Origin of the sequence: Burkholderia sp. MSMB2157WGS (assembly GCF_001532755.1) — a bacterium.
Lineage (GTDB): Bacteria > Pseudomonadota > Gammaproteobacteria > Burkholderiales > Burkholderiaceae > Burkholderia.
This window is the reverse complement of record NZ_LPJG01000002.1, coordinates 92,520-108,016: the sequence shown is the minus strand read 5'-3', so window position 1 is coordinate 108,016 and position 15,497 is coordinate 92,520. Positions and strand designations below refer to the sequence as shown.

The following is a 15,497-nucleotide window of genomic DNA, read 5'->3' as shown; positions in this document are numbered from 1 at the left end:
GTCCCGTGTTACCCGCCGCGCGCGGCGGCCGGCATCGGCCGGCGTCGCGCCCGGCCCCTTTCGATCTCATCATGCAAACCGTCACCCTCAAGCCGTCCAAGGAAAAATCGCTGCTGCGCCGCCATCCGTGGATCTACGCCAATGCGATCGACCGCGTCGACGGCAAGCCCGCCCCCGGCGCGACCGTGCTCGTGCGCGCGCACGACGGCCGCTTTCTCGCGCGCGGCGCGTACAGCCCGCAGTCGCAGATCCGCGTGCGGGTGTGGAGCTTCGACGAGAACGAGCCGATCGATCACGCGTTCTTCAAGCGCCGCGTGCAGCGCGCGGTCGCGCACCGCACGACGATGGTGTCGGGCACGGGCGCGGTGCGGCTCGTGTTCGGCGAAGCCGACGGGCTGCCGGGGCTGATCGTCGACCACTACGTCGCCGATACCGCCGAAGCCGGCGCGACGCCGCGCGGCCAGCTCGTATGCCAGTTCATGGCGGCCGGCGTCGAAGCGTGGAAGGACGCGATCGTCGCGGCGCTCGTCGGCGCGACCGGCTGCCCGAACGTGTACGAGCGCTCGGACGTGTCGATCCGCGACAAGGAAGGGCTCGAGCAGACGACCGGCGTGCTGGCCGGCGACGCGCCGCCCGCGACGCTGATCGCGAACGAAAACGGCGTGCGCTATCACGTCGACGTGCCGAACGGCCACAAGACCGGCTTCTACGTCGACCAGCGCGACAACCGCGCGCTCGTCGCGCAGTACGCGGCCGGCCGCGACGTGCTGAACTGCTTCTGCTACACCGGCGGCTTCTCGCTCGCGGCGCTCAAGGGCGGCGCGAAACGCGTCGTGTCGATCGACTCGTCGGGCGACGCGCTCGCGCTCGCGCAGCAGAACGTCGTGGCGAACGGCTTCGACGCGGCGCGCGCGACCTGGCTCGATGCCGATGCGTTCAAGACGCTGCGCCGCCTCGTCGACGAAGGCGAGCGTTTCGACCTGATCGTGCTCGATCCGCCGAAGTTCGCGCCGACGCGCGACAGCGTCGATCGCGCGGCCCGCGCGTACAAGGACATCAACCTGAGCGGCTTCAGGCTGCTGCGCCCGGGCGGCCTGCTGTTCACGTACTCGTGCTCCGGCGCGATCGACATGGACCTGTTCCAGAAGATCGTCGCGGGCGCGGCCGCCGACGCGAAGGTCGACGCGCGCATCCTGAAGCGGCTCGGCGCGGGCGTCGATCATCCGCTGCTCGCCGCGTTCCCGGAGGGCGAATATCTGAAGGGCCTGCTGTTGCAAATCGTCTGATCGCCCCGATCTAGCGCGGACGACCGCGTCCGCCCCGCCCGGTTGGCGGCACAGCGCTTTCGCCTGTCGTCCGGACGACGGGCGGGGGCTTGACAGGTATGTTTCAATGGATGGTTGTGCGCCCCGGCTCGCAGCGCGAGGGCGCGACGCACATCCTGGTTTTGACCCCGATTCACGAACCACAGGCGACCGACATGGCCACTCCCGTCACCATCCTTACCGGCTTCCTCGGCAGCGGCAAGACGACGCTGCTCAAGCGCATCCTGAACGAACAGCACGGCATGAAGATCGCCGTGATCGAGAACGAGTTCGGCGAAGAGAACATCGACAACGAAATCCTCGTGCAGGATTCGAACGAGCAGATCATCCAGATGAGCAACGGCTGCATCTGCTGCACGATCCGCGGCGACCTTGCCCGCGCGCTCGGCGATCTGGCCGCGAAAAAGCGCGAAGGCAAGCTCGACTTCGACCGCATCGTGATCGAGACGACCGGCCTCGCGAACCCGGGCCCCGTCGCGCAGACCTTCTTCATCGACAGCGAAATCGCCGACGATTTCCTGCTCGACGCGGTCATCACGCTGGTCGACGCGAAGCACGCGAACGCTCAGCTCGACGAACACGAAGTGGTGCAGCGCCAGGTCGGTTTCGCCGACCGCCTGTTCATCACGAAGTCGGACCTGGTCGACGGCGAGACCGTCGCCGGCCTCAAGCACCGCCTGATGCACATGAACCCGAAGGCCGCGATCAAGATCGTGAATTTCGGCGAAGCGGACATCAAGGAAATCTTCGACCTGCGCGGCTTCAACCTGAACGCGAAGCTCGAGATCGATCCCGATTTCCTCGCCGAGGACGATCACGCGCACGCCCACCACGATCACGACCATGATCACGATCACGCCGATTGCGACCACGATCACGGCCAATGCGCGCACGATCACGGCCATGGCCACCACGACCACCACCACGCGCACCATGACGACAAGATCAAGTCGTTCGTGTACCGCAACGACCGCCCGTTCGATCCGAACAAGCTGGAAGACTTCCTCGGCGGCATCCTGCAGATCTACGGCGAGCGGATGCTGCGCTACAAGGGCGTGCTGTACATGAAGGGCGTCGACCGCAAGGTCGTGTTCCAGGGCGTGCACCAGATGATGGGCAGCGACCTCGCGGCCAAGTGGCTGCCGGCCGAGAAGAAGACCAACAAGATGGTGTTCATCGGCGTCGACCTGCCGCAGGACCTGATCACCGACGGCCTCGACGCCTGCCTCGCCTGATCCGCGCGGGCGCCTGCCCGCCACCGTTGCCCGGCCGCCTTCGCAGGCGGCCGCGGCAGCCGCGCGGCGCCTTTTCCGGGCAGGGTTTCGTCGTCATCGCTTTTTCGCGATTTGCGCGTTATATTTTCAAGATATTGGCGTGGCCGACGGGGATCGACCCGATACGGCGCCCGCTTGCGATTCAGTTACAATACGTGCCCGCTGGAGTACGGCAACAAACAGGCCCGGTTCTTGCTGAACCAGTTATCCGGGCATCGCAACCGCGCCGGATCGCCCATCCGCCTCCCGGCCGCGGCCGATGCGATCTGCCGCGCAGCACACCGGTTCGCAGCGCGCGCAAATCAGCGCCAGGCCTATCCCTGGTATTTGAGAACCGGTTTCCAGAGGCTTTCGGCCCCGCGGCGGCAAATCGCAAATGATTGCAAGCGCGGTTGCGGGTAATCCCAAAGTGCAGGCACTATCTCTTGATTTGCCGCACATTGAAGAAGCAAGCAGATGACGAAGAAACTCTTGACCGAAGCCGAAATCCTGAAGATGAGCGACAAGGATTACATGAATGAGGATCAGCTCGCCTTCTTCAAAAATCGGCTCGAACAGTTGCAGGCGGACATCCTCAAGAATGCAGGCCAGACGACCGAGAACCTGCGCGAGACGGTGATCGTCCCCGATCCCGCCGACCGCGCGACGATCGAGGAAGAGCACGCGCTCGAGTTGCGTACGCGCGATCGCGAACGCAAGCTCCTCAAGAAGGTTCAGCAGTCGCTCGCCCGCATCGATTCCGGCGATTACGGCTGGTGTGAGGAAACCGGCGAACCGATCGGCATTCCGCGCCTGCTCGCGCGTCCGACCGCCACGCTGTCGCTCGAGGCGCAGGAGCGCCGCGAGTTGCGCCAGAAGCTGTTCGGCGACTGATCGAGCGGCATTCCGCTCAGACACGCTGCTTCCCGGAAGCGCGCGGCCTGCCGCGCGCTTTTTGTTTTTCCGGCGCCGGCTCCCGACCGCCGGCCGATTTGCCTCCCCCTCTTGATATCCCGGCGCCCGCCCTAAAATGAAACGGACGTGCGCCGGGCCGCTTCCCGGCGCACCGCGGATTCACGCGGCGGCCCCTCGCGCCGCCCGACTCTTCCCCGTTTTTCTCAAGGAACGCAGATGGAGCAATTTCACGGCACGACCATCGTTTCGGTCCGGCGCGGCGACAAGGTCGCGCTCGGCGGCGACGGCCAGGTAACCCTCGGCAACATCGTCATGAAGGGTGGCGCGCGGAAAGTGCGGCGGATCTACAACAACCAGGTTCTGGTCGGATTCGCGGGCGGCACCGCCGATGCGTTCTCGCTGCTCGACCGCTTCGAGGCGAAGCTCGAGAAGCACCAGGGCAATCTCACCCGCGCGGCCGTCGAGCTCGCGAAGGACTGGCGCACCGACCGGATGCTGCGCCGCCTCGAGGCGATGCTGATCACGGCCGATGCGACCACCACGCTCGTGATCACCGGCAACGGCGACGTGCTCGATCCGGAAGGCGGGATCTGCGCGATCGGCTCGGGCGGCGCGTACGCGCAGGCGGCGGCCCGCGCGCTCGCCGAGAACACCGAGCTGTCGCCGCGCGAGATCGTCGAGAAATCGCTCGAGATCGCCGGCGACATGTGCATCTACACGAACCACAACCGCATCATCGAAACGATCGAGTAAGGACCGCACCATGAGCACCATGACCCCTGCCGAGATCGTCTCGGAACTCGACAAGCACATCATCGGCCAGGCGAAGGCGAAGAAGGCCGTCGCCGTCGCGCTGCGCAACCGCTGGCGCCGCCAGCAGGTCGCCGAGCCGCTGCGCCAGGAAATCACCCCGAAGAACATCCTGATGATCGGGCCGACGGGCGTCGGCAAGACCGAAATCGCGCGCCGCCTCGCGAAGCTCGCCGATGCGCCGTTCATCAAGATCGAAGCGACCAAGTTCACCGAAGTCGGCTACGTCGGCCGCGACGTCGACAGCATCGTGCGCGACCTGATCGAGATCTCGGTCAAGCAGACGCGCGAATCCGAAATGCGCAAGGTGCGCAGCAAGGCGACCGACCAGGCCGAAGACCGCATCCTCGACATCCTGCTGCCGCAACCGCGCGCGGTGGGCTTCGGCGGCAATGCCGAGCACGCGAACGACGACAACAACGCGACGCGCCAGACGTTCCGCAAGCGCCTGCGCGAAGGCCAGCTCGACGACAAGGAAGTCGAGCTCGACCTCGAGCAGCCGACCGTCGGCATGGACATCATGGCGCCGCCGGGGATGGAAGAGATGACCGAGCAGATCCGCTCGATGTTCTCGAACCTCGGCAGCGGCAAGAAGCAGCGCCGCAAGGTGAAGATCAAGGAAGCGCTGAAGCTGCTGACCGACGAGGAAGCGGCGAAGATGCTGAACGAAGAGGAAGTGAAGACGAAGGCCGTGCAGAACGTCGAGCAGAACGGCATCGTGTTCCTCGACGAGATCGACAAGATCACGTCGCGCAACAACGAAGGCAGCGGCGGCGAAGTGTCGCGCCAGGGCGTGCAGCGCGACCTGCTGCCGCTCGTCGAGGGCACGACGGTCAACACGAAGTACGGGATGGTGAAGACCGATCACATCCTGTTCATCGCGAGCGGCGCCTTCCACCTCGCGAAGCCGAGCGACCTGATTCCCGAACTGCAGGGGCGCTTCCCGATCCGTGTCGAGCTCGATTCGCTGTCGGTCAACGACTTCGAAGCGATCCTCGTCGCGACCGACGCGAGCCTCGTCAAGCAGTACCAGGCGCTGCTCGCCACCGAAGACGTGGAACTGGAATTCGCGGAAGACGGCATCCGCCGCCTCGCCGAGATCGCGTTCGCGGTCAACGAGAAAACCGAGAACATCGGCGCACGCCGGCTGTACACGGTGATCGAGAAGCTGCTCGAGGAAGTGTCGTTCTCGGCCGGCAACCACGCCGGCGAGCGCGTGACGATCGACGCGCAGTATGTCGACCGCGCGCTCGGCGAAGTGTCGCAGGACGAAGACCTGTCGCGCTACGTGCTGTAACGCGCGCGGCGGCGAAAGCGAAACGGGCGGCCCCGCGGGTGAGCGGGGCCGCCCGTTTTCGTTGGCGCGCGCCCGTGGCCGCGCTCGCGGCTTCCTGCCGGACAGCGCCGCGCGGCTGCGCCGTAGCGCGTCGCGTTGCGTCGCTCCCGAATCGCATCGCGCGACGCCCGTGCCGCTCGTGCCACCCGGCGTGCGTGCGCGCCGGCGCCGCGCCGCTTATTGCCGCACCGGTTTTTTGGCGAGCTTGCGCTGCAGTGTGCGGCGGTGCATGTTCAGCGCCCGCGCGGTCGCCGAAATGTTGTTGTTGTTCTCGGCCAGCACACGCTGGATGTGCTCCCATTCGAGCCGGTCGACCGACAGCACGACCGGATTCTCGAGCGCCTCTTCGGCCTGCACTTCGGTCGCGTTGGTCTGCAGCGCGGCCAGGATCGACTCGACGTTCGCGGGCTTCGCGAGGTAGTTGTCGGCGCCCTCCTTCACGGCCTGCACGGCGGTCGCGATGCTCGCGTAGCCGGTCAGCACCAGAATCCGCGCATCGGGCTGCAGGTCGCACAACGGCGCGATCAGGCTCAGCCCCGAATCCTCGCCGAGATGCAGGTCGACGGTGATGAACTGGAACTTGCCGCCTGCGGCGAGCCGGAGCGCCGCCTCCTTGTCGTGCGCCTGCTGGACCGCGTAACCGCGGCGCTCGAGGCCGCGCGCGAGCGTGCCCGCGAACACCTCGTTGTCGTCGATCACCAGGAAATTGTTCTCGCTCATGGGGTTTCTCCGTCTACGTGTTGGTTGAGGCAGCCGGCATCGCGACACGCGCGACCGGCAGGCGCAGCACGGCCCGCGTGCCGCGCCCGGCCGCGGCACCGGCCGTCCGGCCGTCCGGCGTGCCGGCTGGCCGTTCGGCCGCACGTGCACCCGTGCGTTGTCCCGATGCGGCCGCCGCGTGGCCATTCGCCGCACCGGCCGCCCGGCCGTTGCCGCCGGCCGCACGCGGCGCGACGTCGGACAGTTCGATCTCGCCGCCCAGCCGCGCGGCCGCACTGAACGCGAGATACAGGCCGACGCCGTGCCCGCCCTGCGTGCTGTCGACCGGCATCGCGCCGAGCGATTCGCGCAGCGCGGCCGGAATGCCGGGCCCGTCGTCGCATACCTCGAATTCGATTTCGTCGGTCGCGCGGTCGTGCGCGACCTTCGCGGCGAGCGTCACGCGCTGCGGGCTCGCGCGCGCGGCGTTGTCGAGCAGGATCGTCAGGATCTGGCCGGCCGCGACCGTATCGTCGAGCGCGACGCCCGACGGGCGCGCGCCGAGCAGCTCGAACTGCACGTGCGGATGCCGCAGACGCCAGTGCTCGACGAACGTGTCGAGCCAGTCGTCCACCGGCTGGCGGCTCGCCGGCGCGCTCGCGCGGCTGCGCAGGCGCGCGAGCGCCGACGTGCAGAGCGTCATCTGTTCCTCGAGCACCTTCAGGTCGGCCTCGTAGCGCGCCAGCCCCGGATCGGCGCGCGCCGCGTCGCGCAACTCCTCGGCGAGCATCGCGATCGTCGACAGCGGCGTGCCCATTTCGTGCGCGACGGTGGCGGCCTGCACGCCGAGCGCGACGGCCCGCTCGTCACGCAGCAGGTGCTGCTGCGCCTCGCCGAGCGCCGCGTCGCGCTGGCGCAGCGCATTCGACATGCGCGCGACGAACCACGCGATCAGCCCGACGCTGACCATGAAGTTCGCCCACATGCCGGTCCGGTAGTAATCGAACAGGTTCGCCGGGTTGTCCATGTTGAGCGGCACCGAATCGAAGCCCAGCGCCGCGTAGCACGCGACCGCGAACGCCGCGAGCCAGATCATCAGGTGCCACGGCAACACGGCCGCCGCGATCGCGAGCGACGGCAGGTACAGCGACACGAACGGATTGGTCGTGCCGCCCGACAGGAACAGCAGCGCGGACAGCGCGCCGAGGTCGACCCACAGCTGGCCGAGCAGCTCGAAATTGGTCTCGGGCCGCGCGCGCAGCACGCGCACCCAGGTCAGCGCGTTGAAAACGATTTCGAGCGCGATGACCATCAGCATCGCCGGCAGCGGCAAATGGACGCCGAAATAGGTCTGCACGACGCCGATCGTCACGAGCTGGCCGATGATCGCGAGATTGCGGAGCCAGAACAGGTGACTGAGGTTGACGCGCCCGGTGGTGGTGATTCGTTGCATCCGGGCAGTTTACCCGTTTAGCGCCCGGCGCCCCTAGCGGGGCCGGATCCGCGCGTGCGAACGGGCGGCACGCGTGCGCGGCGAGCCGCGTCAACCGGCCTCGCCGGCCATGCGCTGCGCGATCTCGTCGGCCAGACACTCGGGGCATCGGCACCGCGCACCGGCCGCGGGCGGCGTGCCGCCGGGCAGCATCGGCATCGACGCGCACCAGCAGTCGAACGGCTGCGTGTGCGCGCCGCAGTCGAAGCCGCGCCCGCAGTGCGGGCAGCGCGCACGGCGCGGGACGGAACGGGCGTCGGCGGCGGAATCGGTCATGACGCGATCGCGGAAGCGGGCGGGACATCGCCCCACGCGACAAGCATAGCGCGGCGGCTGAATTTTGCACGCCGGCCGCCCGGCCGCGGTCGCCCGTCAACGCATGCGCGCCCGTCCGCCGGCGCCCGCCGCGCGACGGCGCCCCGAATCGTGCCGCGCCATAGCCGGCGGGCCGCCGCGTGCGATGCCGCGCCGCGCCGCCGGTGTTCCGGCCGGCCCAAAAACCCGATGCTGCGCTGCGCCACTCCTGTACAATTCGCCCTGTTTCAACCGTTCCCAGCCAGAGCCGCCGCCATGTCCGAGCCCATCGACCTCTCGCAGATCGCCCCCACGCTGAAAGCAGAAATCCTCGCGGAGGCGCTGCCGTACATCCGTCGCTACCACGGCAAGACCGTGGTCATCAAATACGGCGGCAACGCGATGACGGAAGAGCGGCTCAAGCAGGGCTTCGCGCGCGACGTGATCCTGCTGAAACTGGTCGGCATCAACCCGGTGATCGTCCACGGCGGCGGCCCGCAGATCGATCACGCGCTGAAGAAGATCGGCAAGGCCGGCACCTTCATCCAGGGCATGCGCGTCACCGACGAAGAGACGATGGAAGTCGTCGAATGGGTGCTCGGCGGCGAAGTGCAGCAGGACATCGTGATGCTGATCAACCACTTCGGCGGCCATGCGGTGGGGCTGACGGGCAAGGACGGCGGCCTGATCCACGCGCGCAAGCTGCTGATGCCGGACCGCGACAACCCGGGCCAGTACATCGACATCGGCCAGGTCGGCGAAGTCGAGGCGATCAACCCGGCGGTCGTGAAGGCGCTGCAGGACGACGCGTTCATTCCGGTGATCTCGCCGATCGGCTTCGGCGAAGACGGCCTGTCGTACAACATCAACGCCGATCTCGTCGCGGGCAAGCTCGCGACCGTGCTGAACGCCGAGAAGCTGCTGATGATGACCAACATCCCGGGCGTGATGGACAAGGACGGCAACCTGCTGACCGATCTGTCCGCGCGCGAGATCGATGCGCTGTTCGAGGACGGCACGATCTCCGGCGGCATGCTGCCGAAGATCTCGTCAGCGCTCGACGCCGCGAAGAGCGGCGTGAAGTCGGTGCACATCGTCGATGGCCGGATCGAGCATTCGGTGCTGCTGGAAATCCTGACCGAGCAGCCGTTCGGCACGATGATCCGCTCGCATTGAGCGCGCGCCGCCCGCCTGCCGGCCCCCACCTGCCGGCTCCGCTGCGGCGCCGGCGCATCTCGCGCCACCGGCCGCGCGCTGGCGCGCCGGTCTGGCTGTTCGATCTCGACAACACGCTTCATCACGCGTCGCACGCGATCTTTCCCGAGATCAACCGTGCGATGACGCAATACATCGTCGACGCGCTGCAGGTCGAGCGCGCCGAAGCCGATCGCCTGCGCACCGGCTACACCGCGCGCTACGGCGCCGCGCTGCTCGGCCTCACGCGCCATCACCCGATCGATCCGCACGACTTCCTGCGCGTGGTCCACACGTTTTCCGACCTGCCCGCGATGGTGCGCGCCGAGCGCGGCCTCGCGCGCATCGTCGCCGCGCTGCCGGGTCGCAAGCTGGTGCTGACCAACGCGCCGGAGAACTACGCGCGCGCGGTGCTGCGCGAGCTGCGCATCGAGCGGCTGTTCGAGCGCGTGATCGCGATCGAGCACATGCGCGACCGCCGCACGTGGCGCGCGAAGCCCGACCACGCGATGCTGCGCCGGACGCTGCGCGCCGCGCATGCACGGCTGGCAGACGCGATTCTCGTCGAGGACACGCGCAGCCACCTCAAGCGCTACAAGCGCCTCGGCGTCGGCACGGTATGGATCACGGGCCACCTCCCGAGCCATTTGCCGAACACGGGCCGGCCGCATTACGTCGACCAGCGCATTCGTTCGTTAAAATCGCTGCGACTGGGCACTCGATCGGGGCGACAAAAATGCAGCCGACTCACCCGCAGGACCAAGCCGTAACCGAAGACCACACCGTCGCCGGCCGCGCCCGCCCGAAACCGGGCGAGCGCCGCGTGCACATCCTGCAGACGCTCGCGTCGATGCTCGAGGCGCCGAAGCGCGAGAAGATCACGACGGCCGCGCTCGCGGCGCGGCTCGACCTGTCGGAGGCGGCACTCTATCGCCACTTCTCCAGCAAGGCCCAGATGTTCGAGGGCCTGATCGAATTCATCGAGGAAACCGTCTTCCGGCTGATCAACCAGATCGCCGCGAAAGAGCCCGACGGCGTCATGCAGGCACGCGCGATCGCGTTGATGCTGCTCGGTTTCGCCGCGAAGAACCCCGGGATGACACGCGTACTGACGGGCGAGGCGCTGGTCGGCGAGCACGAACGGCTCGCCGAACGGGTCGACCGGATACTCGAGCGGATCGAGGCGACCGTGAAGCAGAGCCTGCGCGTCGCGCTGCTCGACGCGCGCGCGCGCCGCGACGGCGGCAGCGATGGCGCCCATGCGGTGCCGCTGCCCGGCGATTACGATCCGGCCGTGCGGGCGAGCCTGCTCGTCAGCTACGTGATCGGCTGCTGGCATCGCTTCGAGCGCAGCGGCTTCGCGCACGCGCCCGGCGAACAGGCCGATGCGCATCTGCGCCTGATTCTGCAGTAACGTTCCCGCGCACGGCCTGCGCCGGCGCCCGCCGGCGCGCAGATTGACGGGCGTGCCGCCTCCGGGCGGGTGTCGGCACGCCCGGCCCGCGCCCTGTATCGCCGATTCACCACGCAAAGCCACGCCGGATTCGCCGCCGGGCCCTTGGCGCAGTCGCAGACGATACGTTCTGCTAATGGAAAGCACCGTCGATACCTTTTCCGTACCACGCCCGGGCACGGCAAACATTTCGCAGTCCGGATCATTTGCGCCGATCGTCCCGTCCGGACATCACGCCGCATACGGATTCGACAACGTCAAATCCTTGTAACGGTTGCAATCGTATTCCGTCGGGTTGACGCTATCTGAAGAAAATTAGTACGCGTACTAGTCAATTCCACGTCACCTTCAGAATCGTCCAATTTTTTCAAACTGCTTACTTGGAAACAATGTGGGCTGTTTCCCACCGCTGCTTTCGGCACGCGCTCCAGTGGTCGGCGACAGCGCGAAGGAAACGTCGGTGCGTCGTCTTTCGACGCAAGACCATTTCAAACAGGTACTTACATGTCCAAGAAAGCACTCTCCATTTTGCTGGCAACAGCGGGTCTCGTCACCGCGGCGTCGTCGGCCCACGCAGCAGACGGCACGATCACGTTCATGGGTGAAATCACGTCGCAAACCTGCTCGATCTCGGGCAACGGCGGCGGCAAGGATTTCACCGTGGACCTGCCCACCGTGTCGACGTCCGCGCTGTCCTCGACGGGCACGACGGCCGGCCGCAAGCCCTTCAAGCTCTCTCTGACCAACTGCACGGGCGGCTCGGGCAACGTCTCGGTGTACTTCGAGCCGGGCACGACCGTGAACGCCGGCACCGGCAATTTGCTGAATGCAACGGGCACGGCGAAGAACGTCGAGATCGGCCTGCTGAACAAGAACGGCTCGAGCATCAAGCTCGGCGCCGCACAAGCTCAGCAAAACTCGCAGGTGGTCGCGATCACGGGCGGCTCGGCCGAACTCGAATACGCGGCGCAGTACGTCGCAATGGGCGGCGCGGCCACGGCTGGCACCGTGAACACGTCGGTCATGTATTCGATCGCCTACCAGTAACGCGGACTCGGTCCGGCAGCCCGGATTCGCGGCGGATCGCGGATCCGGGCCGACGAGGTATGCAAGCGCATGCCTTCGATGTTCAAACCAGGGAGAAATCAGCGATGAACAGACGGAAAAACTGGCGCATCGGTGCGACCGGCGCGATGCTGGCCGCGTCGCTGCTCGGCCCGGCGGCGGCGGATGCGAGCGTCGTGATCAGCGGTACGCGCGTCGTGTATCCGGAAAAGGAACGCGAAGTCACGGTCAAGCTGACCAATGACGGCGATCGACCGTCGCTCGTGCAGGGCTGGGTGGACGACGGCAATGCAAATGCGCTGCCGGACGACACGAAAGTCCCGTTCACTGTGACGCCGCCGCTGTTCCGCCTCGATCCGAAGAAAGGGCAGAGCCTGCGGCTGATCTATACGCAAGAGCCGCTGGCGCAAGACAGGGAGACGCTGTACTGGCTGAACGTGCTCGACGTTCCACCCCAGATGGCCGACAACCCCGACGCGCCGAATCTGTTGCAACTCGCGTTCCGTTCGCGCATCAAGCTGTTCTTCCGCCCAGCTTCGCTGCAGGGCGTCGCCGACGAATCGGCCGAAAAGGTGAGCTGGCATTTCGCACCGAAGCCCGGTGGCGGCTACGTGCTGGAAGCGAACAATCCGACGCCGTACCACGTGACGTTCAGCAAGCTGGCCGTCAAGGCCGGCAGCACAAGTTGGACCAACGACCAGGGCGGCATGGTCGATCCGAAATCGACCGCGCAATTCGATGTCGGCAACGTGCCGTCGGCGCCCACCGGGCCGATTCAGGTCGATTACACATTTCTCAACGATTACGGCGCCGGCGTCGAAGGCCGCTACGCACCGAAGCCAACGCGCTGAGGCAGCCGCCTAGCCCGATACATCCCGAAAGGACCGAAGAAGCGGCGATCGCATCGCCGCAGGAAAACCGTCGCTCGCGTTATGACGATGCGGCATCAAAATGTTTAATTCATGCGAGCGAATCATCGAATAGCGCCGTTGCCGGCCATCGGGCGAGTAGCGCTCAAGCCGGGCTACCTGTGCGTGCTTGCGGCACTTGCCAGTTGGGGCGTCGAGGTCCGCGCGGCGGACACGCAAACCGGCCCGGCGGGGGGCTACACGGTCGCCCAGGTTCACTTCAACGACACGTTGATGATGAAGCCGCGCGGGCAGCAGCTCGACCTCGAGCGCTTCTCCAAAGGCAATCCGGTCCCGCCGGGCGACTATCTGGTCGACCTCCATGTGAACGGGGACTGGCGCGGCCGTTCGACCGTGCGGTTCAGCGCGGAAGCGGGTGTGGCGAGCGCCAAGCCGTGCTTCGATCGCGGCCTGGTCGCCCGGCTCGGCCTGGACGACCAGGCACTGACCGTCCCCGGGCGCGCCGAACTGGCGCGCGTGCAGGCAGACGGTACATGCACGGACGTCGCGAAGCTGGTCGACGAAGCCTCGTATGAATTCGACATGTCCGAATTCCGCCTCAACGTGAGCATTCCGCAGGCGGCTGTATTGCGCAATCCGCGCGGATACGTCAGCCCCGAGCTGTGGGACTCGGGCGTGCCGTCCGCGACGCTGCGCTACGACGCGAACGTGTTCCGCAATTCGTCGTCGGGCTACGAAAGCACGCAGGGGTACCTCGGCCTCGTCGGCGGCGTGAACATCGGGAACTGGCATTTCCGGCACAACGGCACCTATACCGCGCAATCGCGTGGCGACAATCGCTACCAGAGCATGAACACGTACGTTCAGCGCGATCTGCCGGCATGGCGCAGCCAGTTGAAGATCGGCGAGGCGTATACCGACGGCTCGCTGCTCGACAGCATCGGCATGCGCGGCATCACGCTTGCCACCGACGATCGGATGCTCCCGGATTCGATGCGCGGCTACGCGCCGCTGATCCGCGGCGTGGCGGCGAGCAATGCGCATGTCCAGGTATCGCAGCACGGCAACGTGCTGTACGAAACGTCGGTCGCGCCAGGGCCGTTCCAGATCGACGACCTGTACCCGACCGGCTACGGCGGCGACCTGCTCGTCACCGTGACCGAAGCCGACGGGCACAAGAACAGCTTCACGGTGCCGTATGCGGCGGTCGCGCAGTCGCTGCGCCCGGGCGTCTCGCGCTACAGCGTCGCGCTCGGACAGGTACGCGAATCCCAGCTGGATCGCCATCCGAATTTCGTGCAGGGCACCTATCAGCGCGGCATCAGTAACCTGATCACCGGCTATGTCGGCGCGATCGTCGCGGAAAACTACCTCGCCGGCCTCGTCGGCGCCGCGTTCAACACTCGGATCGGCGCGATCGCGGTCGACGTCACGCAGGCCAACGCAAATATTCCCGGTGCGCGGTCCACGAGCGGGCAAAGCGTTCGGGTGAGCTACAGCAAGTTCCTTGAAACGACCGGCACCAACATCGCGGTCGCGGCTTACCGCTACTCGTCGAGCGGCTACTGGGGAATGCGCGACGCGCTGTACGCCCGCCAGGAAGCGGCGTCGAACCGCGATCCGAACGACGTGTACCGCCAGCGCAACCAGGTCCAGCTGACGCTGAACCAGGATCTCGGCGAAGCGCGCGGCAGCGTGTACGCGGTGGGATCGTCGGTCAATTACTGGAACCGTCACGGTACGACGACGCAATTCCAGCTCGGCTACAACAACAGCATGCGCGTGTTCGGGGTCAACCTGAGCTACAACGTGTCGGTCTCACGGCAACGCGACGGCTACACGGGCCAGTTGTCGAATCAGGTGTTCGCGAACCTGTCGGTCCCGCTCGGCCGCCGCACGCACGCGCCGACTTTGAGTACGAGCATCGCACGCGACAACCAAAGCGGCACGTCCCAGCAGATGTCGCTGACCGGCACGCTCGGCGAGACCCACGCGTTCTCCTACGGTTTCAACGCGAGCCATGCGTCCGGCTCGACAAGCGGCGGCGGCAACGCACAGTACCGCAGCCCGTATGCCTCCTTCTCTGGCAGCGCCAGCGGCGGCAAGGGTTATTCGAGCGTGTCCGCGGGCATGTCCGGCGCGCTGGTCGTCCACGCGGGCGGCGTCACGCTCGCGAACGATCTCGGCGACACGGTCGCGATCATCGAGGCCAAGGGCGCGAAGGGCGCACGCGTGATGAACGGTACGGACGTGAAGATCGACGGGCGCGGCTATGCGGTATTGCCGTACCTCACCCCGTACCAGATGAACACGATCGAGCTCGACCCGAAGGGCATTCCGCTGGATGTCGAAATGCAATCGACGAGCGAGCAGATCGCGCCGCGCGCCAACTCCGTGGTGAAGATCAAGTTTGCGACGGTGAGCGGGCGCGCGGCACTGCTGACCATTCGTCAGCCCAACGGCGCGACCGTGCCGTTCGGGAGCGTCGTGACCGATGCGCAAGGCAAGACGATCGGGATGGTCGGCCAGGGCGGCGCGTTGTTCGTCCGCGGTCTGGAGAACGACAGTGCGTTGACCGCGAAATGGGGTAACCGCGCGACCGACGTCTGCTCGCTCACCTACCGCCTGCCGACGGCATCGAACAAAGCGCTCGGGTACGAGCGGGCCGAGGCGGTTTGCGACTACGGCGTACCGAAGGCCGGCCAATCGGATGGCCCGATTACCGCGGCCGCGCCAGATGGTGATTGAGCGCAAGGTCGGGCCGTCGACGTGCACGTACGGCTTCGTCGAGC

The 15,497-nt window shown here is 66.7% G+C and carries 14 protein-coding genes; 11 read left to right on the top strand and 3 right to left on the bottom strand.

Annotated features, from left to right (window positions below; all coding sequences use genetic code 11):
* The first annotated feature begins 71 nt into the window (after positions 1 to 71).
* The 5 genes from WT53_RS00940 to hslU all read left to right on the top strand — a co-directional run bounded on the left by WT53_RS00940 (position 72) and on the right by hslU (position 5,600).
* On the top strand, positions 72 to 1,286 hold the full coding sequence (locus tag WT53_RS00940) for a class I SAM-dependent rRNA methyltransferase (protein ID WP_034208667.1): 1,215 nt from the start codon (positions 72 to 74) through the stop codon (positions 1,284 to 1,286).
* A 194-nt stretch (positions 1,287 to 1,480) separates the two neighbouring features.
* Positions 1,481 to 2,560 (top strand): GTP-binding protein, encoded by a 1,080-nt coding sequence (locus tag WT53_RS00935; protein ID WP_034208668.1) that lies wholly within the window; start codon positions 1,481 to 1,483, stop codon positions 2,558 to 2,560.
* Between the two features lie 495 nt (positions 2,561 to 3,055).
* Positions 3,056 to 3,472, top strand: coding sequence for an RNA polymerase-binding protein DksA (dksA, locus tag WT53_RS00930; protein WP_006477498.1), 417 nt, complete (start codon positions 3,056 to 3,058; stop codon positions 3,470 to 3,472).
* A 237-nt stretch (positions 3,473 to 3,709) separates the two neighbouring features.
* Complete coding sequence (hslV, locus tag WT53_RS00925) at positions 3,710 to 4,246, top strand: ATP-dependent protease subunit HslV (RefSeq protein WP_006760749.1); 537 nt, start codon at positions 3,710 to 3,712, stop codon at positions 4,244 to 4,246.
* A 10-nt stretch (positions 4,247 to 4,256) separates the two neighbouring features.
* Positions 4,257 to 5,600, top strand: a complete 1,344-nt coding sequence (gene hslU / locus WT53_RS00920; protein WP_034208669.1) for an ATP-dependent protease ATPase subunit HslU — start codon at positions 4,257 to 4,259, stop codon at positions 5,598 to 5,600.
* Between the two features lie 216 nt (positions 5,601 to 5,816).
* On the opposite strand, the gene WT53_RS00915 is transcribed toward hslU, so the two are convergent.
* From WT53_RS00915 to WT53_RS00905, 3 genes are all read right to left on the bottom strand, one after another.
* A complete protein-coding gene (locus WT53_RS00915; RefSeq protein WP_006483687.1) occupies positions 5,817 to 6,359 on the bottom strand; it encodes a response regulator transcription factor in 543 nt (180 codons plus the stop codon).
* Between the two features lie 13 nt (positions 6,360 to 6,372).
* Positions 6,373 to 7,791, bottom strand: a complete 1,419-nt coding sequence (locus WT53_RS00910) for an ATP-binding protein (RefSeq protein ID WP_034208670.1) — start codon at positions 7,789 to 7,791, stop codon at positions 6,373 to 6,375.
* A gap of 90 nt (positions 7,792 to 7,881) precedes the next feature.
* Positions 7,882 to 8,106 (bottom strand): cysteine-rich CWC family protein, encoded by a 225-nt coding sequence (locus tag WT53_RS00905; RefSeq protein WP_034208671.1) that lies wholly within the window; start codon positions 8,104 to 8,106, stop codon positions 7,882 to 7,884.
* A 294-nt stretch (positions 8,107 to 8,400) separates the two neighbouring features.
* On the opposite strand from WT53_RS00905, the gene argB reads away from it, so the two are divergent.
* From argB to WT53_RS00875, 6 genes are all read left to right on the top strand, one after another.
* Entirely contained in the window at positions 8,401 to 9,300 is a 900-nt protein-coding gene (gene argB / locus WT53_RS00900; protein WP_006490510.1) for an acetylglutamate kinase, read from the top strand.
* Entirely contained in the window at positions 9,297 to 10,088 is a 792-nt protein-coding gene (locus WT53_RS00895) for an HAD-IA family hydrolase (RefSeq protein WP_034208672.1), read from the top strand. The genes argB and WT53_RS00895 overlap by 4 nt, the downstream gene beginning before the upstream one ends.
* Complete coding sequence (gene slmA / locus WT53_RS00890; RefSeq protein WP_034208673.1) at positions 10,055 to 10,732, top strand: nucleoid occlusion factor SlmA; 678 nt, start codon at positions 10,055 to 10,057, stop codon at positions 10,730 to 10,732. Before WT53_RS00895 ends, slmA begins: the two co-directional genes overlap by 34 nt.
* A 543-nt stretch (positions 10,733 to 11,275) precedes the next feature.
* Positions 11,276 to 11,818 carry a fimbrial protein gene (locus WT53_RS00885; protein WP_034208674.1) on the top strand — a complete coding sequence of 181 codons (543 nt, stop codon included), beginning with the start codon at positions 11,276 to 11,278 and terminating at the stop codon, positions 11,816 to 11,818.
* Positions 11,819 to 11,922: 104 nt separating this feature from the next.
* Positions 11,923 to 12,687 (top strand): molecular chaperone, encoded by a 765-nt coding sequence (locus WT53_RS00880; RefSeq protein ID WP_052100363.1) that lies wholly within the window; start codon positions 11,923 to 11,925, stop codon positions 12,685 to 12,687.
* 138 nt (positions 12,688 to 12,825) lie between these two features.
* Positions 12,826 to 15,453, top strand: coding sequence for a fimbria/pilus outer membrane usher protein (locus WT53_RS00875; protein WP_230624938.1), 2,628 nt, complete (start codon positions 12,826 to 12,828; stop codon positions 15,451 to 15,453).
* Positions 15,454 to 15,497: the final 44 nt, after the last annotated feature.